At 58.9% G+C, this 24,865-nt stretch carries 21 protein-coding genes; 10 read left to right on the plus strand and 11 right to left on the minus strand.

All coding sequences use genetic code 11. The annotated features are described in order from the left end of the window. Positions 1–5 precede the first annotated feature (5 nt). Positions 6–1,280 (minus strand): glutamate-5-semialdehyde dehydrogenase, encoded by a 1,275-nt coding sequence (locus WFP06_RS00085; RefSeq protein ID WP_336985223.1) that lies wholly within the window; start codon positions 1,278–1,280, stop codon positions 6–8. A 302-nt stretch (positions 1,281–1,582) separates the two neighbouring features. Between WFP06_RS00085 and WFP06_RS00090 the strand changes: the two genes are divergently transcribed. Both WFP06_RS00090 and WFP06_RS00095 read left to right on the plus strand, forming a co-directional pair. After that, a complete protein-coding gene (locus tag WFP06_RS00090) occupies positions 1,583–2,671 on the plus strand; it encodes a M23 family metallopeptidase (protein ID WP_336987587.1) in 1,089 nt (362 codons plus the stop codon). Then, the gene (locus tag WFP06_RS00095) at positions 2,664–3,092 is read left to right on the plus strand and encodes a bactofilin family protein (RefSeq protein WP_336985224.1); all 429 of its coding nucleotides are present in this window, start codon (positions 2,664–2,666) and stop codon (positions 3,090–3,092) included. Before WFP06_RS00090 ends, WFP06_RS00095 begins: the two co-directional genes overlap by 8 nt. A 38-nt stretch (positions 3,093–3,130) precedes the next feature. Here the strand turns inward: WFP06_RS00095 and WFP06_RS00100 are convergent, their stop codons facing one another. From WFP06_RS00100 to WFP06_RS00115, 4 genes are all read right to left on the minus strand, one after another. Continuing rightward, the gene (locus tag WFP06_RS00100; RefSeq protein ID WP_336985225.1) at positions 3,131–4,807 is read right to left on the minus strand and encodes an AMP-binding protein; all 1,677 of its coding nucleotides are present in this window, start codon (positions 4,805–4,807) and stop codon (positions 3,131–3,133) included. A gap of 135 nt (positions 4,808–4,942) precedes the next feature. Further along, on the minus strand, positions 4,943–5,671 hold the full coding sequence (locus tag WFP06_RS00105; protein ID WP_336985226.1) for a DUF1013 domain-containing protein: 729 nt from the start codon (positions 5,669–5,671) through the stop codon (positions 4,943–4,945). Between the two features lie 373 nt (positions 5,672–6,044). Further along, a complete protein-coding gene (locus WFP06_RS00110) occupies positions 6,045–7,022 on the minus strand; it encodes an NAD(P)H-quinone oxidoreductase (RefSeq protein WP_336985227.1) in 978 nt (325 codons plus the stop codon). A gap of 46 nt (positions 7,023–7,068) precedes the next feature. Next, entirely contained in the window at positions 7,069–7,680 is a 612-nt protein-coding gene (locus tag WFP06_RS00115; RefSeq protein WP_336985228.1) for a hypothetical protein, read from the minus strand. On the opposite strand from WFP06_RS00115, the gene WFP06_RS00120 reads away from it, so the two are divergent. From WFP06_RS00120 to WFP06_RS00140, 5 genes are all read left to right on the plus strand, one after another. Beyond that, positions 7,670–7,801 (plus strand): hypothetical protein, encoded by a 132-nt coding sequence (locus WFP06_RS00120; RefSeq protein ID WP_336985229.1) that lies wholly within the window; start codon positions 7,670–7,672, stop codon positions 7,799–7,801. The two genes, WFP06_RS00115 and WFP06_RS00120, sit on opposite strands and share 11 nt — an antisense overlap. A gap of 451 nt (positions 7,802–8,252) precedes the next feature. Next, the gene (locus tag WFP06_RS00125; RefSeq protein ID WP_336985230.1) at positions 8,253–8,450 is read left to right on the plus strand and encodes a DUF1192 domain-containing protein; all 198 of its coding nucleotides are present in this window, start codon (positions 8,253–8,255) and stop codon (positions 8,448–8,450) included. Between the two features lie 148 nt (positions 8,451–8,598). Further along, positions 8,599–10,986 (plus strand): ATP-dependent Clp protease ATP-binding subunit ClpA, encoded by a 2,388-nt coding sequence (clpA, locus tag WFP06_RS00130; protein WP_336985231.1) that lies wholly within the window; start codon positions 8,599–8,601, stop codon positions 10,984–10,986. Between the two features lie 30 nt (positions 10,987–11,016). Continuing rightward, positions 11,017–12,741: a M1 family metallopeptidase gene (locus WFP06_RS00135; protein WP_336985232.1), complete on the plus strand. Its 1,725-nt coding sequence runs from the start codon at positions 11,017–11,019 to the stop codon at positions 12,739–12,741. A gap of 54 nt (positions 12,742–12,795) precedes the next feature. Then, complete coding sequence (locus tag WFP06_RS00140) at positions 12,796–13,800, plus strand: ligase-associated DNA damage response exonuclease (RefSeq protein WP_336985233.1); 1,005 nt, start codon at positions 12,796–12,798, stop codon at positions 13,798–13,800. Positions 13,801–13,831: 31 nt separating this feature from the next. On the opposite strand, the gene WFP06_RS00145 is transcribed toward WFP06_RS00140, so the two are convergent. Further along, positions 13,832–14,143, minus strand: a complete 312-nt coding sequence (locus tag WFP06_RS00145) for a hypothetical protein (RefSeq protein ID WP_336985234.1) — start codon at positions 14,141–14,143, stop codon at positions 13,832–13,834. Positions 14,144–14,238: 95 nt separating this feature from the next. Here WFP06_RS00145 and WFP06_RS00150 point away from each other — a divergent pair, with 95 nt between their 5' ends. After that, entirely contained in the window at positions 14,239–15,834 is a 1,596-nt protein-coding gene (locus tag WFP06_RS00150; RefSeq protein ID WP_336985235.1) for a cisplatin damage response ATP-dependent DNA ligase, read from the plus strand. 30 nt (positions 15,835–15,864) lie between these two features. Here WFP06_RS00150 and WFP06_RS00155 read toward each other — a convergent pair whose 3' ends face one another. From WFP06_RS00155 to WFP06_RS00175, 5 genes are read right to left on the minus strand one after another with little or no spacing between them, the layout of a single operon-like run. Then, positions 15,865–16,437 (minus strand): gamma carbonic anhydrase family protein, encoded by a 573-nt coding sequence (locus WFP06_RS00155; RefSeq protein WP_336985236.1) that lies wholly within the window; start codon positions 16,435–16,437, stop codon positions 15,865–15,867. Continuing rightward, entirely contained in the window at positions 16,437–18,653 is a 2,217-nt protein-coding gene (locus tag WFP06_RS00160) for a spermidine synthase (protein ID WP_336985237.1), read from the minus strand. Before WFP06_RS00160 ends, WFP06_RS00155 begins: the two co-directional genes overlap by 1 nt. Further along, positions 18,653–19,180: a GNAT family N-acetyltransferase gene (locus tag WFP06_RS00165; protein WP_336985238.1), complete on the minus strand. Its 528-nt coding sequence runs from the start codon at positions 19,178–19,180 to the stop codon at positions 18,653–18,655. The genes WFP06_RS00160 and WFP06_RS00165 overlap by 1 nt, the downstream gene beginning before the upstream one ends. Beyond that, positions 19,177–20,172, minus strand: coding sequence for a porphobilinogen synthase (gene hemB / locus WFP06_RS00170; RefSeq protein ID WP_336985239.1), 996 nt, complete (start codon positions 20,170–20,172; stop codon positions 19,177–19,179). Before hemB ends, WFP06_RS00165 begins: the two co-directional genes overlap by 4 nt. Positions 20,173–20,211: 39 nt before the next feature. Further along, complete coding sequence (locus tag WFP06_RS00175; RefSeq protein WP_336985240.1) at positions 20,212–21,819, minus strand: M23 family metallopeptidase; 1,608 nt, start codon at positions 21,817–21,819, stop codon at positions 20,212–20,214. 183 nt (positions 21,820–22,002) lie between these two features. Here WFP06_RS00175 and WFP06_RS00180 point away from each other — a divergent pair, with 183 nt between their 5' ends. Both WFP06_RS00180 and WFP06_RS00185 read left to right on the plus strand, forming a co-directional pair. Then, entirely contained in the window at positions 22,003–24,543 is a 2,541-nt protein-coding gene (locus WFP06_RS00180) for a helicase-related protein (RefSeq protein ID WP_336985241.1), read from the plus strand. Then, complete coding sequence (locus WFP06_RS00185) at positions 24,540–24,860, plus strand: S4 domain-containing protein (protein ID WP_336985242.1); 321 nt, start codon at positions 24,540–24,542, stop codon at positions 24,858–24,860. Before WFP06_RS00180 ends, WFP06_RS00185 begins: the two co-directional genes overlap by 4 nt. Positions 24,861–24,865: the final 5 nt, after the last annotated feature.

The following is a 24,865-nucleotide window of genomic DNA, read 5'->3' on the forward strand; positions in this document are numbered from 1 at the left end:
AGCGGTCAGGCGCGAGTTTGGCCAGAGCCGCGCACGAGCCATTTATATGTCGTCAAACCTTCAAGCGCCACGGGCCCTCGGGCGTGCAGTCTGCCAGTGGCAATTCCGATTTCCGCACCGAGTCCGAACTCCCCGCCATCGGCAAACTGGCTGGACGCATTGACCATAACGATTGCCGAATCGACTTCGGAAAGGAAGCGATTCGCAGCTGCGTCATCAGCGGTGATGATCGCATCTGTGTGGGCAGAGGAATGCGCGGCTATGTGGTCCAACGCAGCCTCAATACCGTCAACTACCCGGACCGACAGCCGGGCGGCGAGATATTCGGTGTCCCAGTCAGCATGATCGGCGGCGGATATTCTGCGATCGAGCGCCTGCGCCCGCGCATCGCCGACAATCGTGCACCCCTGTTCGATCAGGCTTTCAATAATCGCCTCCGATGCAGGAAAGGAGGTATCGAGCAGCAGCGTCTCCATCGCTCCGCAAACGCCGGTTCGCCGCATTTTCGCATTGATGACAACATCACGCGCCATCGAAGGATCGGCCGCCGAATGGACATACGTGTGACAAATTCCGTCCAGATGCGCCAACACCGGCACGCGCGCATCTGCTTGAACGCGCGCGACAAGGCCTTTGCCCCCGCGCGGCACGATCAGATCAATCAGACCGGCGGCCCGCAACATCGCGCCCACCGCTGCACGGTCCTGGGTCGGCAGAATTTGCACTGCTGCCGCTGGCAGGCCTTGTGAAACCAGCCCTTGCTGCATCGCCGCATGAATGGCGTGGTTGGAATGCACCGCCTCGCTGCCGCCGCGCAGCAAAACTGCATTACCCGCGCGCACACATAAGGCAGCGGCATCCGCAGTTACATTCGGCCGGCTTTCGTAAATAATCCCGAGCAGACCGATGGGCACACGCACGCGGCTAAGCAACAGCCCGTTGGGACGTGTAGAATGGTCGATTACCTGGCCGACCGGATCGGGTAACCCCGCAACCGCGTCAACCGCATCGGCAATCGCGCGCAAGCGGTTTTCATCAAGCGCGAGACGGTCCAACATCGCTGCGGAAACACCGGCGTGCCTGGCGGAATCGAGATCTTTTTCGTTCGCTGCAAGAATATCGCTGCTTGCCTCGCGTAACGCCGATGCTGCGGCGCCGAGCGCAGCCGCTTTTTCCGCGTCGCTCGCCGCGGCGAGAGCACGCTGCGCGCTCCGGCCAGCCCGGGCGAGACCGTGGACCAGTTCAACCGCATTTCCCGCAATTTGCGTTTGATCGTCCATAAATGATGCCTAGCAGCACACCTCATGGCTGTCAGGTGGTGAAATTTGGCATCGCGCAACACGTCTGGCACCGATTTGTTCCTGCCAGAGCAACAAAATAATCGAATGAAACAACGTTTCACCCCGCGACTCTTTCGACTCGGCGAGTCTTGGCACGGTTGGATTCGACCAGCCCCGAAACGCCTGTTAGCGATCCGGCCAACCCGTAAACGGACCTTGGGGGTCTCGATTTGACTGACGCATCTGCCGCTAGTGGCAAATTTGACCGCTTGCGTGCCTGGTTTCCCGATCGTGAATTTTTCATGCGGTCGCAGGGACAGGTTCGATTTATCAAAATTTCATCACGCCTGCAGATAATCGCTGCCGGTACGGTCGTTGCGGCATTGCTGTTCTGGACCGTCTCGATGGCGATTATGGCGTTCGCGCAATATAACGCGCAGGCTGACCGAATGGCTCTGCTAGGCAAGCAAGCAGCGGTGGCGAAGGCTGAAAGCCGCGTGACTGCCTATCGCCAGAATATTGACGCAGTGGCTGACGATCTGAAACGCCGTCAGGATGTGCTGGAAGAATTCACCGAATCGCTCCCGGAAGATATGCGCAAAGGCGAAACCGTCAGCGATTCTTCGACCGAAGCTGCCAAGACGATCTCGAAAGTCAGTTCGTCCATTCCCGAGGCCGCCGGCCTCGCGCTCATCGAAGCGCGGCAGCTTGCTTATGTCGAGCGCCTTACACGTTATGCAGATCGCCGCGCTGCGCGCGCGGAAACAGCGCTTCGCAAACTTGGTCTCGACCCGAAATCGATGATGGCCTCTTCCCGCCGGCAGGCGATGGGTGGCCCGCTGCTCAACCTTTCTACCGAGAGCGATGGTTCGCTAGATCCGCGCTTTGAACGTCTGGGCCTGAGCCTGGCGCGCATGGAAGCACTTGAAAACGGGCTCGACGCAATTCCGCAAATCCGTCCGGCCAGAGTTGCCACCTTATCCTCCAGCTATGGCTATCGCCGCGACCCGATTACCGGAGGGGCGGCAATGCATAACGGGATGGACTTCAAAGGTCCGACCGGCGCCCCGATATTTGCCGCTGCAAAGGGTAGGGTCAGCTATGTCGGTTACAAGGGAGGCTACGGCAAAGTCGTCGAGGTAACCCATGGAAACGGCCTGATGACACGGTATGCCCACATGTCACGCTTTGCCGCATCGGTTGGCCAAACGGTCGAGGCTGGCGCGATAATCGGCGCAATCGGCAACACCGGCCGTTCAACCGGTCCACATCTGCACTTTGAAGTGCGCATCAACAACCGCGCCGTTAATCCGCGCCCGTTTCTGGAGACTGCACCCGATGTTCTTGAAGAAGCCCGCAGAGACCGGCCAGGGACCCGCGCCAATGGTTAGGCCGTCCGGCAATGGAGCGACCTTTTCCGTCATCGGCAGCGATGTGACCATAAAAGGCAACATCAGCGCGAGCGCGGACCTGCATGTGGACGGCCGGATCGAAGGCGACATCGCCTGTTCGAACCTGGTGCAGGGTGAAGGCAGCGAAGTCATTGGCGCGATCACCGCCGAAAGCGCCCGGCTTGCGGGCCGCGTGGCCGGATCAATTACTGCCCGCGAACTGGTGGTGCTCAAGTCCGCGCATATCGAAGGCGATGTGAATTACGATGCCCTGACGATTGAACAGGGCGCCGCAGTTGAAGGGCGGTTCGCACCGAAGAAAGCGGCCACTGCTCCTGCCAGGCAAGCGCCCCCCGCGGTAGTTACAACCGACAAATCAAAGGATGGTGGCGACGAGCCGCATCTGACGCTGGCAGGCTAAACTGGCGGGCTAAAAACGCCTCAATTTCCGCAGACCCGCTAAAGAACCTCAGCGCGCAACGCCTTGCGGTCCAGCTTGCCGATCATCGTTTTCGGCAGTTCGTTTCGGATGACAATTTCGGCCACGCGCTCATGCTTGCCCACTTGCGGGTTGAGCCACGTTTTCAGACTATCTGCACTGGTGTCGGCCCCGTCGTTCAGAGTAATATAGGCGTTGGGAACCTCACCCAGATAATCATCCGGTACACCCAGGACCAAGGCTTCTTTAACCGCCTCATGTTCAACCAGCACGGCCTCTATCCGGCTCGGAAATACCTTGAACCCTCCGACCGCAATCATGTCCTTGCTGCGGTCAACGATTTTCATGTAACCTTCGCTGTCGATCATCGCGATATCGCCGGTGCGAAGCCACCGCTCGCCATTAAACTGCGCGAAAGCAGTTTCCGCAGCATCGGGGCGGTTCCAGTATCCTCCCATAATCTGCGGGCCAATAACGACAAGTTCGCCGGGCTCACCCGCAGCAGCCGCGATTGCCGGATTTTCCTTGTCCAGCAACATAACCCGCGTCCGGGGCAGTGGTTGGCCGATTGTGCCCGGGCGGTTTTCACCCTGATAGGGATTCGTGGAGACCACACCCGAACTTTCAGTCAGGCCGTAACCCTCGACCAACAGCGCGCGGCTCTTTTCCTGAAAGGCTTCGCGCACCGGTGCCGGCAGCGGGGCACCGCCGGATATGCATACTTGGAGCGAGGAAAAATCCGTTTTCGCAAAATCCGGATGGTCAAGCAGTGCCTGATACATCGTCGGAACACCCGGAAAGGCGGTCGCGCCGACTTTGGCCAGCGTCTTCAGCGCTTGCCCCGCATCGAAGCGCGGAAGCAAAGCCATGCAACCGCCCTTCAAAATAGTCCGGTTCAACACGCAGGTGTTCGCGAAGACATGAAACATCGGCAACACACCAAGAATGATATCCTCGATGTCGGTGAACGGATCGATCGCATCGACCTGCCGCGCATTTGCGCTCAGATTCTGGTGTGTCAGCATCGCGCCCTTCGGCGTTCCGGTCGTGCCGCCTGTATATTGCAGCAATGCCAGATCATCGGCGGAAATTTCCACGGGAGACGGATTGCCGCGAGCAAATTCTGCCCAGCGTAATACATCCTTGCGCGCGGGTATGGCAGTCAGTTGTTTGCGGCCGAGCAGGCGCAGTGCATACCCCTTGATGGCGGGAAGCATGTCCGGAAGTCGGCCGACGAGCAGGTAGCTGAGCGAGGAAGCCCCAAGCACTTCCAGAGCGGTTGGCAACAGTGCCGGCACATCCATCGTCACCAGCATCTTCGTACCGGAATCTTCGACCTGGTGGGCGAGTTCCTCAGCCGAATAGAGCGGCGAGAAATTCACGACCGCGCAGCCGGCGATCATCGCGCCGTAATATGCGGCCGGATAGATCGGGACATTGGGCAGGAACAAACCGATCCGGTCACCGCGTTCGATTCCGGCGGCCTGCAACCCGGCGGCAAACCCCCGCGCTTCGGCCATGATTTGGGAATAGCTGTACGTGCGGCCCATGAACATGATCATCGGCGCAGCGGGTGCCCGCCTGACACTGTTCTCAAGCATTTGCGGCAGGGTTAGCGGCGGAAAATCCATGTCCCAAGCACAGGGGTGCTGATAGACATCTGCGTCGGGATGATCGGGTGCGCTACTGACATTCATGTTAATATTGTGCCGAACCGATGGCGGCAGAGCAAGGAAATTTTGCCCTGCAACTTACGAAAATTGCACCAAAAAGGGCCGCGCCGTTCCTCGCCGGGCGTGACGCGGCCCGTTTGATCGTCAATGGCTTTAAATTTACTCGCCCGGTGCTGCAGGTTCTTCGTCAGGAGCGCCTGCAACGGGCGTCTCGCCTTCGGCGGCCTCACCTGCGCGCTTGGCAACCAGCCAGGCCGCCGCTTCGGCTTCCTGAGCGGCTTCGACCGCAGCCTTTGCCGCATCGACCCGTTCCTGCTTCAGTTCAGCGATCAAGGCTTCCTTGTCCGTTCCGAGGCGGGCATCTGCGGGCGCTTCGTCCTCAATACCGGCCTTTTTGGCCGCCTTTGCTACAACTGAGTCAAGTTCGCGCTGCGAGCAAAGACCGAGTGTTACCGGATCTTTTGCCTGAATATTCTGGATGTTCCAGTGGGTCCGGTCGCGGATCGCATTGATGGTATTGCGGGTGGTACCGATCAGTTTCGAAATTTGTGCATCAGAAATTTCAGGATGGCTGCGCAGGATCCACGCAATCCCGTCGGGCTTGTCCTGCCGCTTCGATACAGGGGTATAGCGCGGGCCTTTTGTGCGGCTGACCTGCACCGGGGCCTTCTGCATCTGCAGTTTGTATTCGGGATCGGCCTGACCCTTGTCGATTTCCGCCTGAGTCAATTCACCCGAATGCAACGGGTCTCGGCCAGTGTATTTGCTGCTCGCCAGATCATCGGCCATCGCCTGAACTTCGAGAATATGCAAACCGCAGAAATCTGCGATCTGTTCAAAGCCTAGCGAAGTATGGTCGACCAACCATGACGCGGTCGCATGAGGCATTAGTGGTGTGGGCTGGGACAAGTTTCGTCTCCGTAGAAAATATAAGGGCCGCCCCTTGCGGAGCGGCCTGTGCCGGGACGATGTAGGCGATCACCTGCCAAACGGCAAGCAGATACGCATCAAACAAGTGTCGGGCGTCTCTTTCGAAGAAATATTTCCATCACAGCCGAAGCGAGCCTGGATTCAAGCAGCACTTCGGTTTGATGGATCCCGTCCGGCACGGAATCGCGAAAGGAAGGAATTTCGCGGACACGATCATCAAACATCACGGCAATCCTTGCAAATCTGCGGTTGTCTGATTGTTCGATAGAGCCAAAATATGACGTGGCGGCCACAAAACGATGACAATTCAGAGTCACCGCCAAGAAATCTTTCAGACTGCCAGCACGATCTTTCCGATATGATCACCCGCTTCCATTCTGCGGTGCGCAGCCGCCGCATCGACGAGCGGAAAAATCCGGTCCATTTCCGGACGCAGTTGGCCGCTGGCGACAAAATCCCACACATTGGTATGAATTTCATCCGCCAGAAGCGCCTTGAAGGCGTCCGGCCTGGCGCGCAGTGTCGACCCGGTAAGCGTAAATCGCCGCGCCATGATGACTGCCATATTCAGCTCTGCCTTCATCCCGCCCAGCACCGCGATGGTGACATGGCGCCCGTCTTCCGCCAGGCAGCCCAAATTGCGGGATACATAGTCACCTGAAACCATATCAAGGACGATTTCCACACCTTTGCCCCTGGTAATGGACTGCACTTCCTCGACGAAATCAGCCGATTTGTAATTCACGGCAAAATTCGCGCCGATCCTTTTTGCAGCCGCGCACTTTGCGTCGCTGCCGCAAGTCACGATGGTTTTGATGCCGAACAGTCCCGCGAGCTTGATCGCCATTGTGCCGATGCCGCTGGTGCCGCCGTGAACCAGCAAGGTTTCGCCCTCCGTCGCCCAACCGCGCTCGAACACATTATGCCAGACTGTGAACAGCGTTTCGGGGAGTGCGGCAGCTTCTGCGAGGTCCAATCCCTCGGGCACCGGCAGGCAGTGGGCAGCTTTTGCAAGACAATATTCGGCATAGCCACCCCCGGTGACCAGAGCGCATACTTTCTGCCCTTTTACAATATTTTCAACGCCTTGTCCTGACGTCACGACTTCGCCCGAGATCTCCAGTCCCGGAATCGGCGATGCACCGGGCGGCGCCGGATAGTGTCCCTGGCGCTGGATGACGTCGGGGCGGTTCACGCCGGCAAATGCGACCTTCACCAAAACCTCGCCAGCGCCAGGCAGCGGTACATCGATGGTGGATGCGCGAAGAACTTCCGGCCCACCGGCTTCAGCGAAGCCGACTGCAGTCATTGTTTCAGGTAAGGTGATTTTCAGGGCCCTTCGATTTTTGCGCAAACTATTTGAAAAGATCGCCTAAAGCGAGAGTGCGGGGATATGTTTCTCTCCAACGCGGATCGATCCGCTCGAGCAACATTGCCTCCGCCGCGCCGAAATCATACACCGCCAGCCGTTGCCGGGCGGCAAGATCAGAACCGGTCAGATCGGTCAGGACCCGTCTACCGGAAGCGGCGGCCTCCGCTCGGATAGTATCGTCGGGGTGCCTGTGACCGAGTTCGATTTCGGTCCAGCGGGCAACCCCTTCCTGCCAAAGCTGGAATTCGAAATATCGCCAGTCAGCATCGCTGACCGTTCTCTGCAGCCGGTTTCTGGCTGCCAGATATTGCATCTTTGACGCCGTGAATGCGGCGCCGTCCGGCGCTTGTAGTGCAGCCTTCAATGCAGATGCGGCAGCGGCATATGCGGATCCCGTCGCGGGGTCTGTGTAAGGGAACGCGTAATCAAGCATCCACATCCCGGTATCGTCACCGCCCGACAAACCGAGTGCGTCGACGCGGGGGTAATAGTCGGGCAATGCCGATTGCCATTGATGAAAATGCTCGTGCACCAATGTCAGCTGCCACCGCGCAAGCGACAAATTGGTCGCCCGGGGCGTTCCGATGACCACCACCGACGGCGGGCCAAAAGCGGGCATCGCGGCGAGAAATGTCGGTTTGCGCCAGCTGGACGGGCCGATTGCGCCAGCTGGACGGGCCGATTGCGGCAGAACATCCGGTTACGAACAGGCCTGACGCCCGTTCGAACCCGCCGGGCAAGCGGTCGTCACACAATAATATCTCGCGGTCTTCCTCGATCAGAAGAATTCCGAACGGCGCTTCAGAAAGGCCCGGCCACAATTTATCTGCCTGCTGCGTCACATAAGTCCGGATCGCCGCAATTTCGCTGTAGGGGGAACCGCTGGAAGTGGGGGAACCGCTGGCGGTTTCCGGGAATGGCGCGCGGGCGGGCTGGGCCACGCAGCCAGGCGGCAGCAACAAAAGGATGGTCGCCGCGATGATTCGCCCGACACCGCCCGCCAGACCGGAATCTCCCAATGCACCCCTCCCGCAAATATGACCCGGTCAAAGCAAAGCGCAGCAAGCCTGCGGCACTCGATAACTGTGGCGAATTCGCCTCTCCGGCGCAAAGTTACACCCGCTCTGTGTTGACAGCAAGCGATGCGCGCATGACACTGGAGGGGATATGGAAGATGACCGCCCACGCGCAAAGGGTGATGCCGCCGGCAAGCTTTCCGGTGAATTGCTCGATAGCTATTCGCTCCATGAACTGGATGAGCGGATAATTTCGCTTGAAGCCGAAATCGCCAGAGTCAGGGCGCACCGCGAAAAATCGGCTTCACACAGAAGCGCGGCCGATGCATTGTTTGGCGGCAAGCCATGAATAACGGCTGGCCAAATTGTCCGCATCGGGCCGCTCGCAATGCTGTTAAGACTACCCATATAGTCGGTGTTCACCTGCCTGTCGCATACCCTGATACCATCAGGATAATTGCCTCGCTGCCAATCAAAATTCCCAGGAAAGCGATTTAATGCCAAGCTTTGCCCAAAATCTCGAGAAGACCCTCCACGCGGCGCTGACCAATGCGTCGGACCGAAGCCATGAATACGCCACGCTCGAGCATTTGCTGCTCGCGCTGGTCGAAGACACGGATGCGGCCCAGGTCATGACATCTTGCGGTGTCGATCTGGGAGAACTGCGCGAGGCGGTGAAGCAGTATCTCGATCAGGAATACCAGTCGCTTAAAACCGAAGACGGCGCGGACCCGCAGCCGACGGCAGGTTTTCAGCGCGTAATCCAGCGGGCGATTTTGCACGTTCAATCATCTGGCAAGGACACTGTAACCGGCGCCAACGTTCTGGTCGCGCTGTTCTCCGAACGTGATTCATACGCTGTCTATTTCCTGCAGCAGCAGGATATGAGCAGGCTCGACGCGGTAAGCTTCATCAGCCACGGCATCGGCAAGGGCGGCAAACAGATCGAGGACAAAGGCGTTCCGTTGGGCGAAGAATCGCAGGTCGAAAACGATCCTACTGCCGATAAGGGCAAGAAGGAGTCCGCGCTCGACCAGTTTACCGTCAATCTCAATGCCAAGGCCGAGGCCGGACGGATCGACCCGCTCATCGGTCGCGGCCCCGAAGTTGACCGGACGATCCAGATCCTGTGCCGTCGCAGCAAAAACAATCCGCTGTATGTGGGTGATCCCGGCGTCGGCAAAACCGCCATCGCCGAAGGGCTGGCGCGCAAGATTGTCGAAGGTCAGGTTCCCGATGTGCTCAGGAATGCGGTCATATACTCGCTCGACATGGGCGCGCTGCTGGCCGGCACACGCTATCGCGGTGATTTTGAAGAGCGGCTGAAGCAGGTGGTCAACGAACTGGAAAAAATGCCCGATGCGGTGTTGTTTATCGACGAAATTCACACGGTAATCGGTGCCGGAGCGACCAGTGGCGGCGCGATGGACGCGTCAAATTTGCTGAAACCTGCGCTGTCAAGCGGTGCGATCCGCTGTGTCGGATCGACTACCTACAAGGAATTCCGCAATCATTTCGAAAAAGACCGCGCTCTGCTGCGCCGGTTTCAGAAAATCGATGTGAACGAGCCGACGATCGAAGACACGATCAAGATCCTGAAGGGTTTGCGCAGCGCGTTCGAGGATCATCACGGGGTAAAATATACACCGGACGCGATCAAATCAGCAGTCGAACTGTCCAGCCGATATATCAATGACCGGAAATTGCCGGACAAGGCGATCGATGTGATTGACGAAGTGGGCGCGATGCAAATGCTGGTTCCGCCCAGCCGCCGGAAGAAAAAGATTACTGCACGCGAGATCGAACAGGTCATTGCGACAATGGCGCGCATTCCGCCCAAATCGGTGAGCACGGATGACAAGCGCGTACTCCAGCATCTCGACCGTGATCTGAAACAGGTCGTATTCGGCCAGGATGCTGCGGTTGAACGTCTGGCAACAGCGATGAAGCTGAGCCGTGCCGGATTGCGTGATCCCGACAAGCCCATCGGCTCGTTCCTGTTCAGCGGTCCGACCGGCGTCGGCAAAACCGAAGTCGCGCGCCAACTGGCCAGCATCATGGGCATCGAGCTCAAACGCTTCGACATGTCCGAATATATGGAGCGTCACAGTGTCTCACGCCTGATCGGTGCCCCTCCGGGTTATGTCGGGTTCGACCAAGGCGGTCTGCTGACCGATGCGATCGACCAGAATCCGCATTGCGTTCTGTTGCTTGACGAAATCGAGAAGGCGCACCCCGACCTTTTCAACATCCTGTTGCAGGTTATGGATAATGGCCGTCTGACCGACCAGCACGGCAAGTCGGTGGACTTCCGCAATGTGGTCCTGGTGATGACTACTAATGCCGGCGCTGCGGATATGGCAAGCACAGGTATCGGCTTCGGAGATGTGTCCAAGGAAGATGCGAGTGAAGAAGCGGTGAAGAAGATGTTTTCACCGGAATTTCGCAACCGGCTCGACGCAATTGTGCCGTTCTCCTATCTCGGCACGAATACTGTCAGCCGGGTCGTGGACAAGTTTATCTTGCAGCTTGAACTGCAACTTGCCGAACAGGATGTGCACATTCAGTTCGATACCGATGCCCGTGAATGGTTGGCCAAGAAGGGCTATGACAAACTATACGGTGCGCGTCCGATGGCCCGTCTGATCCAGGACAAGATCAAGCAGCCGCTGGCCGAAGAACTGCTGTTCGGCAAGCTGGTGGACGGCGGCGAGGTTCACGTTTCTGTCAAGGATGGCAAGCCGTCTTTCGAAGTCACGCCTGCGCCCCCCAAAGCGCCCTCAGCAAAGAAGAAGAAGCCGGCTGTGAAGAAAGCCGGCCCGAAGAAGCCGGATGCACAAGCAGGTGATAGCGACAAGCCAGCCGGCAAGGACGATAACGACTAGACTGCCCGGCTCGGGGTTGAAGGGGGAATTATGCGTGCGAGGTTTATCTGCGGTGTAGCCGCAAGTTGTTTGGCACTCGGGGCTGTGGCGCCAGCGGCAAGCGCCCAGGAAGTTCCGGTGCTGGCTGCGCGCACGCAGGATAGCGGCCTACCGCTCAGTGAAAACCAGCTGCGTACACAGCTGCCTTATCTGGCGCTTTCGCTAAAGGTTAATCCCGCAACAAGAAGCATTATCGGCCGCGCTGATTACCAGATCATGGCCACTGACGCGGTGACCAGGGCAGAATTCGATCTCGATCCGCGCTATGACATTTCGGCGATCACCGTCGATGGCAAGACGCTTGCGAAAACAGGCTGGTCCAACCCCGACGGGTTTCTTTCAATTACGTTACCAAAGAGACTGGCGGCTGGTGAAACTGCCCGCGTCAGCATCAGTTACGCAGGCACGCCGCACGTTGCGGTGCGCGCGCCTTGGGATGGCGGCTTTGTCTGGGACAAGACACCCTCGGGCGCAGACTGGATTTCGACTGCAATTCAGATGCAGGGCTGCGACATTTTCTGGCCGTGTATGGACCATCCTACGCGCGAGGTTGGTGTGCTCGACAGTTCGATAACCGTGCCGGCCCCGCTGGTGGCTGCAGGTAACGGTGTCTTGCAGAGTGTCGAACAAAAAGGCGACTGGACTACCTATAACTGGCGCGCAAAAAACCCCAATAGCTATGGCGTCTCGCTGAATATCGCGCCTTATGAACTGCTGGAATTTGAATACAAAAGCCGGTTCGGCAACACCATTCCGGTCAAATACTGGCATCTGCCCGAAAGCGCCGGGCAGGCACCCGTGCTGATGGCAGAAATGCCGATCTACCTCGATTTTTTCGAGGAACTGATTGGCCCTTATCCCTTTGCGGACGAAAAGGTGGGCGTTGCCGAGACATCGCATCTGGGCATGGAGCATCAGACTATCAACGCCTACGGCAATCAATACCGGCCTACTCCCGAAGGTTATGACACGCTCATGCAGCACGAATTTGCGCATGAATGGTTCGCCAATCAGCTGAGCAATGCTGAAAGCGCCGATATGTGGTTACACGAAGGCTTTGGCGCCTATATGCAACCGCTGTATCTTTTGTGGAAAGATGGCGAACTCGCTTATCACGCCGATTTGTGGCAAGCGCGGAAGGGCCTCATAAACCGGTTCCCGGTTGCGCCGCGCGAACGGATCAGCAGCACCAAATATCTCGATGGAGAGGCTGGATGGGGCCGCGATATTTACGCAAAAGGGTCATGGGTGCTGCACACTTTGCGCGAGCATTTGGGCAATGAAAATTTCTTCAAGGCGACCACCCGGCTGGTTTACGGCCGGGACGATCCAAAGCCCGGCAATTTTGTCCCGGTCGTCAAAAGCACCGACGATTTCCTCGCTATCGTCAATGACGTGACCGGCAAGGATTTTGGCTGGTTTTTCGAAACATATTTACGCAGCGCCGAATTGCCCAAGCTGGTTGAAAACCGTGAAGGGAAAATACTGAATCTGGAATGGCAGGCACCAGGAGGGACGTTCCCGATGCCGGTCGAAGTTCTGGTGGATGGCAGGACCATTGTCGTTCCCATGGGTGGCGGCAAGGGATCGCTCGATCTGGGGTCGGCCACGGTTCATTATATCGCGGACCCGAAAGGCAAAATCCTGAAAGATGATCCCGATATCACCCGCTGGCAGGAATGGCTGCGTTCGCGTGAGCGCGGTCAGCGGCCCTAGCGCCAACTGACCGCTAAAGCGGAACACTTTGCACCGGTGCGGTTTCATCTAGGGATGGCCGCACCCTTTTCCTGGATCCAGCCCGAATCGCACGGCATTTATGTCGCCCCTGCCGACTGCTGGGTTGACCCATCGCGCGCGGTTGAAAATGCGCTGGTGACCCACGGCCACGCCGACCACGCGCGTGGCGGCCACGGCATGACGGTTGCGACGCCTGAAACGCTGGCGATAATGAATCTGCGTTACCAGACGGATTCGGGTGCGACGCCTGCACCCTACGGCGAAACGCTGAGGCTCAAGGGCGGAGTTGATGCTACATATATACCCGCCGGACACGTGCTTGGCAGCGCGCAAATCCTGCTCGAACACGCCGGCGAAAAGGTCATCGTCACAGGCGATTACAAGCGCCGCGCCGACCCCACATGCCCGCCGTTCGAAGTCACCCCCTGCGATATCCTCATTACCGAGGCGACGTTTGGTTTGCCGCTGTTTATCCACCCGCCAATCGAAGATGAAATTGCCAAGCTGCTGAAGGCACTGGCTGACAATCCCGACAGCTGCGTTCTTGTCGGCGCATATGCGTTGGGGAAAGCCCAGAGGGTAATCGCCGAACTGCGCGCGGCGGGGCATTTGGATACGATCTTCCTTCACGGCGCAATGGAGAAAATGTGCCGGCTATACGAAGAATGGGACGTTGCGCTGGGCGATCTGAAACTGGTGGCGGGTCACAGCAAGGATGACATGCGCGGCCATATCGTGGTCGCGCCGCCATCGGCGCTGGCTGACCGCTGGAGCAGGCGTCTGCCTGACCCGATCACCGCAATGGCATCGGGTTGGATGCGCGTGCGGCAAAGGGCGCGTCAGCGCGGGGTCGAACTACCGCTGATAATCAGTGACCACGCCGATTGGCAGGAACTTACCCGCACAATCGAGGAAGTGAACCCGCAGGAAAGCTGGATCACCCATGGGCGCGAAGAGGCGCTGTTGCGCTGGCATCAATTGACCCAGCGCAAGGCAAGGGCGCTTGCGCTGGTCGGGCGGGAGGATGAGGATGAGTGAACCCGCTGTCCGCCCATCCCCGCACCTCGTCTCAGCCGGCGGCAAGCGCCTTAAGGCCGGCATCTATTGCAGCCAGCATTTCGTCAGTGATCATACCTTGCGAGAATGGTTGGACCTGGCGAAGGCTCCAGTCCTTGAAATCACCATAATTCGGATGCCCTGTGATGCCGGGCATATGTTTTTCGACCACTGCCGCAGCAGCAGGATCCGCCATCAGGGTCACGATCGGCGTTTGCGTCGAGAGCGCGGCCTTTACTGCCGCACTATCGGCGACCGGTTCTCCGGCCTGCGCAGCAGCAGGTACTATCATCAAGGACAAGGCGAGTGCGATAGATTTGATCACATTGAATTCCATTCCGGACACGGCGCAAAAGGACGCCTGATGGGCGTAATTGATAATCCCAGCTTAATCCTGTGTGAAGCAGGAAAAACCTGATTATGGAGCGCTTTGCGAAATTGATCGACACGCTGGTCTATACCGGCAGCCGGAATGCCAAGCTCAGGCAAATCGCCGAATATTTGCGCGAAACGCCAGACCCTGACCGCGGCTGGGCATTGGCCGCGCTGACAGACGGGCTGGATTTCGCGGCGGTTAAATCCACCACCATCCGCAATGCCATGAAAGAACGGGTTGACCCGGTATTATGGTCGCTAAGCCGGGATTTTGTGGGTGATACTGCAGAAACCGCCAGTCTGCTGTGGCCTGAACCGCATGGCAAAATTGCTCCCCCACCAACGGTGAGTGAAGCGGTTGAAGCGCTTACGGCCATGACGCGGGCGACTGCACCAAAGGACCTGCCTGCGCTGCTGGACCGCCTCGATCCATCGGGCCGCTACGCGTTGTTGAAACTCGCCACCGGAGCGATGCGGATCGGCATCTCGGCGCGGCTTGGCAAGGTTGCATTCGCGCAGGCATTTGACGTGTCGGTGGATGATGTCGAAGAATATTGGCACGCGCTGCAACCGCCCTATCAGGAATTGTTTGCCTGGGCCGCAGATGGCGCTGCGCCGCCGGATACCGAAAATGTCCCGCTGTTCCGCCCCTTCATGCTGGCCCACCCGCTAGAAGATACTGTGGTGTCGATGGACAATTATGCGGCCGAATGGAAATGGGACGGCATCCGTGTCCAATTGGTCAACGTGGCGGGCGAGACACGGGTATATTCCCGTTCGGGCGACGACATATCGGCGACCTTCCCCGAACTGGTGACCGCTTTGCAGATACCCGCAGTGGTTGATGGCGAATTACTGGTCCGCGGCAGTGTCCAGGGCGGCGAAGCGGTCGGTGCGGCCAGTTTCAATGCATTGCAGCAGCGGCTGGGCCGCAAGACCGTGAGCAAGAAGATGCTAGCCGATGCACCGGCATTTGTGCGCCTGTATGATGCGCTGATAATCGGCGGTAAGGATTTGCGCTCACTGGCGTGGGAAGCCCGGCGCAAACAGCTCGAGGCTCTGGTCCCGCAGTTACCCGACAGCCATTTCGACATATCGCAAATCGTCCATGCGGACACTTTCGACCAGCTTGCAGAAATTCGCGCTACCGTGCGTGACGATGCAATCGAAGGGCTGATGCTGAAACGCCGCGACAGCCCTTATATCGCGGGGCGCAAAACGGGCCTGTGGTATAAATGGAAACGCGATCCCCTGTTAATCGACTGTGTGCTGATGTACGCGCAGCGCGGCAGCGGGAAACGCAGCAGCTTTTTTTCCGACTACACATTCGGTTGCTGGAACGGCGATCCCGACAAGGGTGCCGATTTGCTTCCGGTGGGTAAAGCCTATTCAGGGTTTACCGACGAGGAGCTGAAAAAACTTGACCGGCATGTCCGGCAAAACACTCTCAACCGCTTCGGGCCAGTCCGCGAAACAGACAAGAGCCTGGTTTTCGAAGTCGCATTCGATTCGGTTCATGAAAGCAAGAGGCACAAGTCGGGTTTGGCCATGCGGTTTCCGCGCATTCACCGTATCCGGTGGGACAAACCGCCGCACGAAGCGGACCGGATCGGGTCACTTCAGGCGCTGATCAGGGATTAGTTGCGCCGCGCAACTGCGGGCGTCCCGACGTCAGTCGAAATTTGCAGCGTCCACCGCCAAGCTGTGGTGCTTTGCATTCTCGGTGTAATGGGCGACACCAGCCCGCATCCCGGCCACTGCGGCCTCGGGTAAATCGCGCAAATATTTTGCCGGGCGTCCGGCCCACAATTGGCGCGGCTCCATAATCTTGCCCTCGGTCAGCATTGCGCCTGCCGCCAACATCGCGTCACTGCCGATCCGGGCCTTGTTCATTGCAATAGCACCAAGACCCACGAAACCGCGATCCGCAATGTTGCAGCCGTGGATCATGGCCAGATGGCCGATCAGCACATCGTCGCCGATAATGCAGGGCGAGCCATCAGGGTCGCCCGGGCGTTCGGGGTCGCAATGAATAACGCTGCCGTCCTGCACATTCGTCCGCTCGCCAATGACGATCCGGCTGACATCCGCGCGCAAGACGCAGTTGTACCAGATACTGCTGTCGGCACCGATTTCCACATCGCCAATGATACGGCAGCCCGGCGCGATAAAAGCGCTGTCGTGGATCCTTGGGGATTTTCCGTGGATAGGTATGATCGAAACGCCGGGCCTGTGCTTGGTCATCAGTCTGTCCCCAGTAGGTTTTCCCATTGGATAAACGGAATTGTGGAAGCGTAATCGTCGGTCCAGGCCACGTCTGCTTCAGGGCCCAGCGTCCGCCATGGTAATGTTGGCCGTGATGCCAACAAAGCTGCCATTTTTTCCGGTTTGGGCGCCATAGCAACCCAATAGGATGCATCGGTAACATTGTTTTTACCGGGTCGGTCATCGCGCAGCGCCGAAACCCAGCCGCGCTTTCGTGTGGCGGCCGCTAGCACCGGCCGCAAATTGATGTAACGGTTGGAAATATGCGCGATGATCACGCCATCATCGGCAATCGCACGCTGATACACATCAAGCGCCTCCTGCGTAAGCAAATGCAGCGGTATTGCGTCCGAACTGAATGCGTCAATCACCAGAATGTCAAACGAACCGGCGGGCAGTTTGGCCAATTCCAGCCGTGCGTCGCCCAGATACGTTTTCGCATCGGGTGCGCATTGCGGTAAAAATGTAAATTCGTTGCGCGTCGAATATGCAAGGATAGCCGGGTCGATTTCGAAGAAGCTGTATGTCTGACCCGGCTGCCGGTAACATGCCAGCGTACCGGTTCCCAGCCCGACCACGCCGATTCGCGCGCCATCTCCAAAAACTGCGCCTGCCGAACCCAAGGCAATCCCGACCCCCGACGTTTTGCCGTAATAGCTGGTCGGTTCCCGTCGCCGCTCCGGATCGAGGAACTGCTTTCCGTGCAAGGTGGTGCCATGTGCCAATGTGCGAATGTCCGGATTGGCATAATCGCGCACGGTATATACCCCGAAATAGCTTCGGCTGCGCAAATCCTTGGCCGACACTTCCAGAGTAGCAAAGCCGCCCCTCGTCAGCATGATAATTGAAAGCACCAGCACGAACGCCCAGCGGGTCGTGCGCACAGCCAGGCCGCAAAGCGCGATAGCCAGCATCAGACAAACCACCAACAGATTGTCTCGGGCTTCCATTGCCTTGACCATGGCAACGCCGAGGCCGATGGCAATCATCACGGCAATTCCCACAGTAACCAAGCGCTGTTTTTCGGTTTTGTTGAACCGCTGCATCCAGCGCGGCAGGTAACCCAGCGGGACCAGCAGGCCCGCCGCCAGGACAAGCAGGGGATGTTCCCAAACCCAGTCGAATACCAAAGGCGCAATCAGCGCGGTAAACAATCCGCCCAGAACGCCGCCAGCCGACATCACAAGATAGAACAGCGTCAGGCGTGACGGGTCCGGCCGGTCTTCATACAGGCGCGAATGCAGCGCGACCGAAATGACAAACAGCATCACCACCGCTGCCAGCGCAACCGACATGTTACCACCGCCTTCGGAAACCGCAGCCATTCCTCCTGCCAGCAACAGAACCAGTGGGGCAGGCCGGATAAACGTATTGGCCGCGACACGATTTTCGGAGAATGCCGGGACAAAGCTGAGGAGATACAGACCCAGCGGAATCACCCACAGCAACGGCATCGCAAAAATGTCTGTCGTAAGGTGAGTGGTGGTCGAAAGCATCAGGCCGGAAGGCACCGCAGCAAGCGCTAGCCAGACCACGATCCGTTTGAAACCAATCGGTTCTGGCGGCGTCTCGGCGGCGCTTTGGGTATAGGGCGCCGCGTTCCACCGCGCCCATGCGGTGAGCGCCACAAGCATCAACAGCAACCCGTAACCGGCGCTCCAGGCCAGACTTTGCGCGCGCAGCGAGAGGTTGGGTTCGAACAACAAAGGATAGCTTATCAGGCCCGCAAAGCTGCCCACATTGGATGCCGCATACAGCGCGTAGGGATCGCCAGCGCTTTTATCTGCAGCGAACCACCGCTGCATCAACGGCGCCTGCGCAGACACCAGAAAGAACACCGGGCCGATCGTCATCGCGAGTAGCGCGGGCACCCACAAAGCCTCCCAGCCGGGAGACGGCGGATCGAGGTTTGCCAGCGTAATCGGTAATGTCAGCGCGGCCATCGCGAGCAGCGTCAGATGGATTGCGGCCTGACGTTTGACCGCCAGTTTGCCCAGTAAATGGGCATAGGCATATCCGCCGAGCAGCAATGCCTGATAGACCAGCATGGCGCTGTTCCAGACATTGGGCGCACCCCCCAGCCTGGGTAGTGCAAGCCTGGCAACCATGGGCTGCACCAGAAACAGCAGAAAGCTACCCGTCAGGATTGCAGCCACAAACAGGGCACGGCGCGATGTGCCGGAATTCGCTTCCATCAACCGGGTTCCTTTACATATGTCACGTGCGGCTGCAGCGGATCGCCATGCGCCAATCCGGGATGCCCGAAATCCAGCCGGGGCAAATGCGTCATCCCCAGGCGGACCATCAGACCCCTGCTTGCCTTGTTTTTGACTGACGTTATCGCAAACACCGGTTCGCCGGTCCGGTTCGCCGCCGCCCATGCAAAACATGCCTGTGCCGCCTCGCGGGCGTAACCCTGACCCCATGTCTCGCTGGCCAGTCGCCAGCCTATCTCAAGCCGGTTTTTGACCGGTTCGACTTTGCCGCGCACTAACCCTGTAAACCCGATCATGCGCGAATCGTCTTTGCGTTCCAGAGCCCAGAATGTATGCCCGAAACGCTGTGCACGGCCCTGCAAATCGGTGATTAGGCTGGCGGTTTGCGTACGGTCCATTAACGGGCCAAGCGTCGCCATGACCGCCGGATCGCTGCACATACCGTGAAAAGCATCGATATCGTCATCGCGCCAATCGCGGATGATCAACCGCGCGGTTTCGATCATTCCGAAAGCAATTGCGCGGCCAACGGCGCATGATATGTCAGAACGCCCGTGCAACCGGCCCGCTTGAATGCCATCAATGTTTCGAGCACCAGCGCATCGCGGTCGCCGGCGCCCGCTGCAGCCGCCGCTTCGATCATCGCATATTCGCCGCTGACCTGATAAGCAAACACCGGCACTTCGAAACGTTCGCGCACCCGCCGGACAATATCGAGATAGGCCAGCCCCGGCTTTACCATCACACTGTCGGCACCTTCGGCGATATCAAGCGCGACCTCGCGCAAGGCTTCATCGCCATTGGCCGGATCCATCTGATAACTTTTCTTGTCACCCTTAAGCAGACCGCCGGATCCCACCGCTTCACGAAACGGTCCATAGAATGCGCTCGCATATTTTGCCGCATAAGCCATAATCTGGACATTGTGGTGTCCGCCCATTTCCAGCGCCATGCGAATGGTCTTCACGCGGCCATCCATCATGTCGGACGGCGCGATAATGTCTGCCCCCGCTTCGGCCTGGTTGATCGCCTGATCGACCAGAACGGCAACCGTGTCGTCGTTTACGACGTAACCGTGTTCATCCACCAGTCCGTCTTGCCCGTGGGCAGTGTACGGGTCGAGCGCAACATCGGTGAGAATGCCGACGTCATGACCACACGCATCGCGGACAGCCTTGATTGCGCGGCACATCAGATTGTCGGGGTTGAGGGCTTCTGCGCCGTCGTCGCTGCGGCGATCCGCCTGTGTGTTGGGAAATAATGCGATGCAGGGAATACCAAGCGCCGCGGCCTCTTTGGCACGTGCGGCAATACCATCTACCGACCAGCGTGAAACGCCCGGCAATGCCGCGATCGGCTCTTGCACCGCTGATCCTTCGGTCACGAAAAGGGGCCAGATCAGATCGGCAGGGGTGAGAATATTCTCGCGATGAAGCGCTCGGCTCCAACCGGCGGACCTGGTGCGGCGCATGCGCAAGGCAGGAAATGAAGCGCTCATCCGCGCCTGTTGCCCCATCTTGATAGCGCTTTCAATTGCTCAACCGACCTTCTTTGGCGCAGCAATGCGGTCGATTTCGCGGACGGGCGCTTCGGGCGCGCTGGTTTCCGGTGTCAACCGCTGCAACGCCTCACCCGCCTTTACTTGCCTTAGTTCAGCCAGCCGGTCACGGAACTGCTGCAATTCGGCACCCTCGAGCTGGGCTCTGGTTACGAAGCTGACGGAACGCGGATCGACCTTCCGGTTACCCCGGTACAATTCATAATGGAGATGCGGGCCGGTGCTAAGCCCGGTTGATCCGACATAGCCGATGACCTGACCGCGCCGGACGCGCGCGCCGCGGTCGGCGGCAATCCGGCTCATATGGCAGTAGCGTGTCGCAAGACCGCCGCCATGCTGCAGTTTTACTGCATTACCGCAGCCGCCCATGCGCCCCGAGCCTGTGACGACGCCGTCCGTGACAGCGACGATCGGTGTGCCGCGCTGCGCCTTGAAATCAATTCCCGAGTGCATCCGGCGATAACCCAGAACCGGATGGCGCCGCATCCCGAAACCCGATGAAATCCGGCCGGCGACGGGCTGCACGAGCCCGCTGCGCTGTTCGCCCACACCCGATGCTTCGAAAAAGCGCCCGCTGCTGCCCCAGCGCATCAATTGCGCGCGCGGCGAACCGCCCCGCTCTATTCCAGCATACAGCACCTTGCCCGTCTGCGTCTCGCCGGTCGCCGCACGCTTGTATTCCACGATCAGGTCGAACTGGTCGGTCGCGACAATGTCGCGTTCCAGATTGAGCTGGCCGTCAAGCGCCTGAAGATATTGCTGGACCGCGCCAGACGGCGCGCCTGCTGCCCTGGCCGAACGGTAGAGGCTGTTGCCGACAATGCCGCGGATCCGCAGCGGTGTGCTGTCCACCTTGATGGCGTTGCGTTTGAGCGATAGCCCGCCCGAGGTCCGCTCCAGCGCCAGTTCCAGATCGAAACGGGCGCGAAAACGCATGGCATCCAGCGGGCGCGGATCATCTGCTGCAGGGCGGCGGCCAAGCGTTATGTCCATCCGTGTACCGGCCTCGATATCGGACAAGGGGACTGCCGCGGCGATCATATTGGCAATAAGCTCAGCCTCGTCCCGTCCCACCCCTGCGCGGCGCAAGGTACGGGAAAAACTGTCGCCTTTGGCCAGCGTTGCAACCATGTCGATGCTTGGGCGTTCGGGCGCAGTTTTCAATTTGACGACTGCGGGTGTTGCCGCCATTCGGCGGCCCGTATCGCCGCCCAGCGCCAGGGGCAAAATCATCTGGCTGCGGAATTCATCGCGCGCGCTTTCATCGATCCGCATTGCAGGCGCAGCCTCAACCGGTGAGAAATCGGGCCAGAAAGCCAGCGCGATTGCCGACAAACCAAGCAATGTGCCGGCACCGCGCAGCCAGCGCCTGCTGCCGATTTCTTCGGCCAGATCAGGCGCCAGATCGATGGTTTCGAATTTTTCCGATGTGTTGGCGCGCCATTCGGTAAATCTGTCGGAAAGGCTGCGCACGCGCTGCATGACTTGCGGCTTGCCATAGTCAAGCACATGCGTGCCCGAAAGCGCCAACATCGTGCTGCCGCCCCCCTTTACGTCGTCCGGTTCGTCATCAGGTGACGTGAACAAGCGCACCGCTCCCCTTGCCGTTTCGCGCGCCCAGAAGGGCATCGAAACACTTCTTTGCCGCAACGTCCGTCAATTTAAAGTTAATTCCGCCTTAAGCTGCGATAATACGATGGCTGTGCAAGACGGGTTGATTAGACAGTCGGGGCGGTTGTTTAGGCCCGGTGCAAGTGCCACATTCCATTTGTGACTGACAGCCAGCTCAAGGCAGTTTTAGGGCCGACCAACACGGGTAAGACCCATTTGGCGATCGAGCGTATGTGCGCCCATTCTAGCGGGGCCATGGGTTTCCCGCTGCGGTTGCTTGCCCGGGAAGTGTATGACCGTGTCTGCGCCATCAAAGGCGACAGGGAAGTCGCGTTGATCACCGGCGAAGAACGGATTGAACCGGCGGGCGCGCGCTGGCTGTGCTGTACGGCCGAAGCAATGCCGCGCGATGGCGGCGGGAAAGCATTCGTTGCACTGGACGAGGCGCAATTGGGCGCGAACCGCGAGCGCGGACATATTTTCACCGACAGACTGCTGCATGCCCGCGGGCGCGACGAAACGATGCTGCTGGGTGCTGCAACGCTGGAACCGATGATCCGCGCGCTCGAGCCGGATGCGGAGATAATCCAGCGCCCGCGGTTTTCGACACTGAGCCATATCGGTCCGCGCAAATTGTCTCGTCTGCCGCCACGCAGCGCAATTGTCGCCTTCAGTACCGAACAGGTTTACGTTGTTGCCGAAATGCTGCGGCGGTTTCGCGGCGGCGCGGCAGTGGTGATGGGCGCGCTTAGCCCGACGACGCGCAACCGCCAGGTCGAAATGTTCGAAAACGGCGAGGTCGATTACATTGTCGCAACCGATGCCATCGGCATGGGTCTGAACCTGGATGTGCATCACGTGGCATTTGCCGGACTGACCAAGTTTGACGGCGTGCGAAAACGTCGACTTTTCCCGCATGAGATGGCGCAGATTGCCGGGCGCGCGGGCAGGCACCAGCGCGATGGCACGTTCGGAACGCTCGCGGGGATCAGGAAAGACGGGCAAATTCCCGAATTTACCGACGAAGAAGTTTATGCGATCGAAGAACACCGGTTTGCACCGATCACAAAGTTATACTGGCGCAATGCGCAGCCGCGGCTTGATAATCTGGCCGCCTTGATCGGCGATCTGGAGGAAGTTCCGCTCGATCCGGTGCTCGCGCCGGCGCCCGAAACCATCGATCTGGCAGTCCTCAAGCGGCTTGCCGGCGAACCATTGGGGGACGAGATTCGCGGGACCGGCTCTGTCAGGCGTTTTTGGGAAGCATGTTCGCTGCCCGATTTTCGTCAGTTGGGAATTGAGGCGCATTCGCGGTTCGTGGCACGTCTGTGGCAGGATTTGAAAGGTGGCGGCTATCTTGGCGCGGATTACATGGCCGCCAGAATTTCTGATCTGGACAATATGCAGGGCGATATCGACACGCTTCAGGGGCGGATCATGGCAATCCGCAGCTGGGCTTATATCGCGCAGCGACCCGACTGGGTGCTGGCGCGCGACGAAATGGCGGCCAGAGCCCGCGCGGTGGAAGCCCGGTTGTCCGACGCCTTGCATGCCAGGCTCGCAGAACGTTTTGTAAATCGGCGAACTGCTCTATTGATGAAGAATATGGGCCAAAATTCATCATTATTGCCGGTTGTACTGACAGACAGCGGCGCAGTTACCGTCGAGGACGAAGTCATCGGCTCGGTAGAAGGTTTCCGTTTTGTCGTCGATCCGCTGGCAGGTGTGGCAGACCGCAAGATGCTTCTGGCAGCCGCAGAACGCGCCCTGCCGCGGCTGCTCGCGCAGCGATCGCGAAAATTGATCGAGAGTGATTTCGCCGGTGTCGAACTTAGGGAAGGTAGCGTAATCTGGTCCGGGCAAACGCTTGCGCGCACTGCCACTGTGCAGCGAAATACGAAGCTCGAAGCTGACCGCAATCTGGCATTGCTGCCGGCGCAGGCCAAAGACAAATTGCTGGATGGCTTGCGGAATTGGCTCGGCCTTCGGATGGAACCGTTGGCACCGCTACACGCGCTCGAAGCGGGTTCGCGTGATCCGGATGCCGGTCCGGAAACCCGTGCGCTGCTGATAAAGCTGGTTGAAGGGCACGGCCTGCTAGCGCGTGAAAATGCGGGACTGGAAATAGTTCCCAAGGAAAATAGACGCTTGCTTCGCCGCCTTGGCGTCGTAATCGGCGCGCTCGATATATTCGTACCGGCGTTGCTCAAACCGGCAGCACGCAGAATGCTGCACGATAACGGGGCGGATAAACGCCCGCTTCAGGACAATATGCAGCCGGTCGTCAATGATGTTCGCCGGGCACCAGCGGGATACCGGATGGTGGGCCAACAGGCCATTCGCGTTGATGTGGCTGAGAAAATCGTGCGGGCTGCCCATGATGGGCGCGGCGCGGCAAAACCGCGCAAATTTGCCATCGATCAGGCGCTTGCCACTTCAACCGGGCTGAAGCAGGCCGCATTTGATAATCTGATGCGCCAGACCGGCTTTACAAAATTCCCGCACAAGGAACTTGCGGCGGATGCGTTTGGTCCGCCTGCGCCTTTGCTGTGGCAGTGGCGCCCGGCTCGCCGCACGAATGGAAAGTTGGCCGACAGCAAAAAACTGCAAAGTCGCAGCCGCAAGGGCAGCCAGCCGGAAGTAAAGCGGCAGCCAGAGGGTGGCGGCGCATTTGCCGGCTTGGCGGATTTGCTCGGTTGATCAGAATTGACCGTCTGCTGTGTCTGCTGCGACTAACCAAAACACGCAGCAAAGCCCAGAGCCTGATCGCAATGGGCCATATCAGGCGCAATGGTGTGCGGGTTACCAATGATGCGCTAAAGGTGAGCGTCGGCGATATCCTGACGCTACCGCTCGGCGAGAATGTTCGCGTGATCGAACTTGTGTCCTTGCCCGACCGGCGCGGCTCTCCGGCCCAGGCCATCGCGCATTATCGTATTGTGGAGCCGCAATCGCTTGACCCGGCAGGCGAAAGCACATTAGCAGCCGGTACGTTACCGCCGTACGAAGAGGATTAGACTGC

This window comes from Altererythrobacter aquiaggeris (genome assembly GCF_037154015.1).
Taxonomy (GTDB): domain Bacteria; phylum Pseudomonadota; class Alphaproteobacteria; order Sphingomonadales; family Sphingomonadaceae; genus Aestuarierythrobacter; species Aestuarierythrobacter aquiaggeris.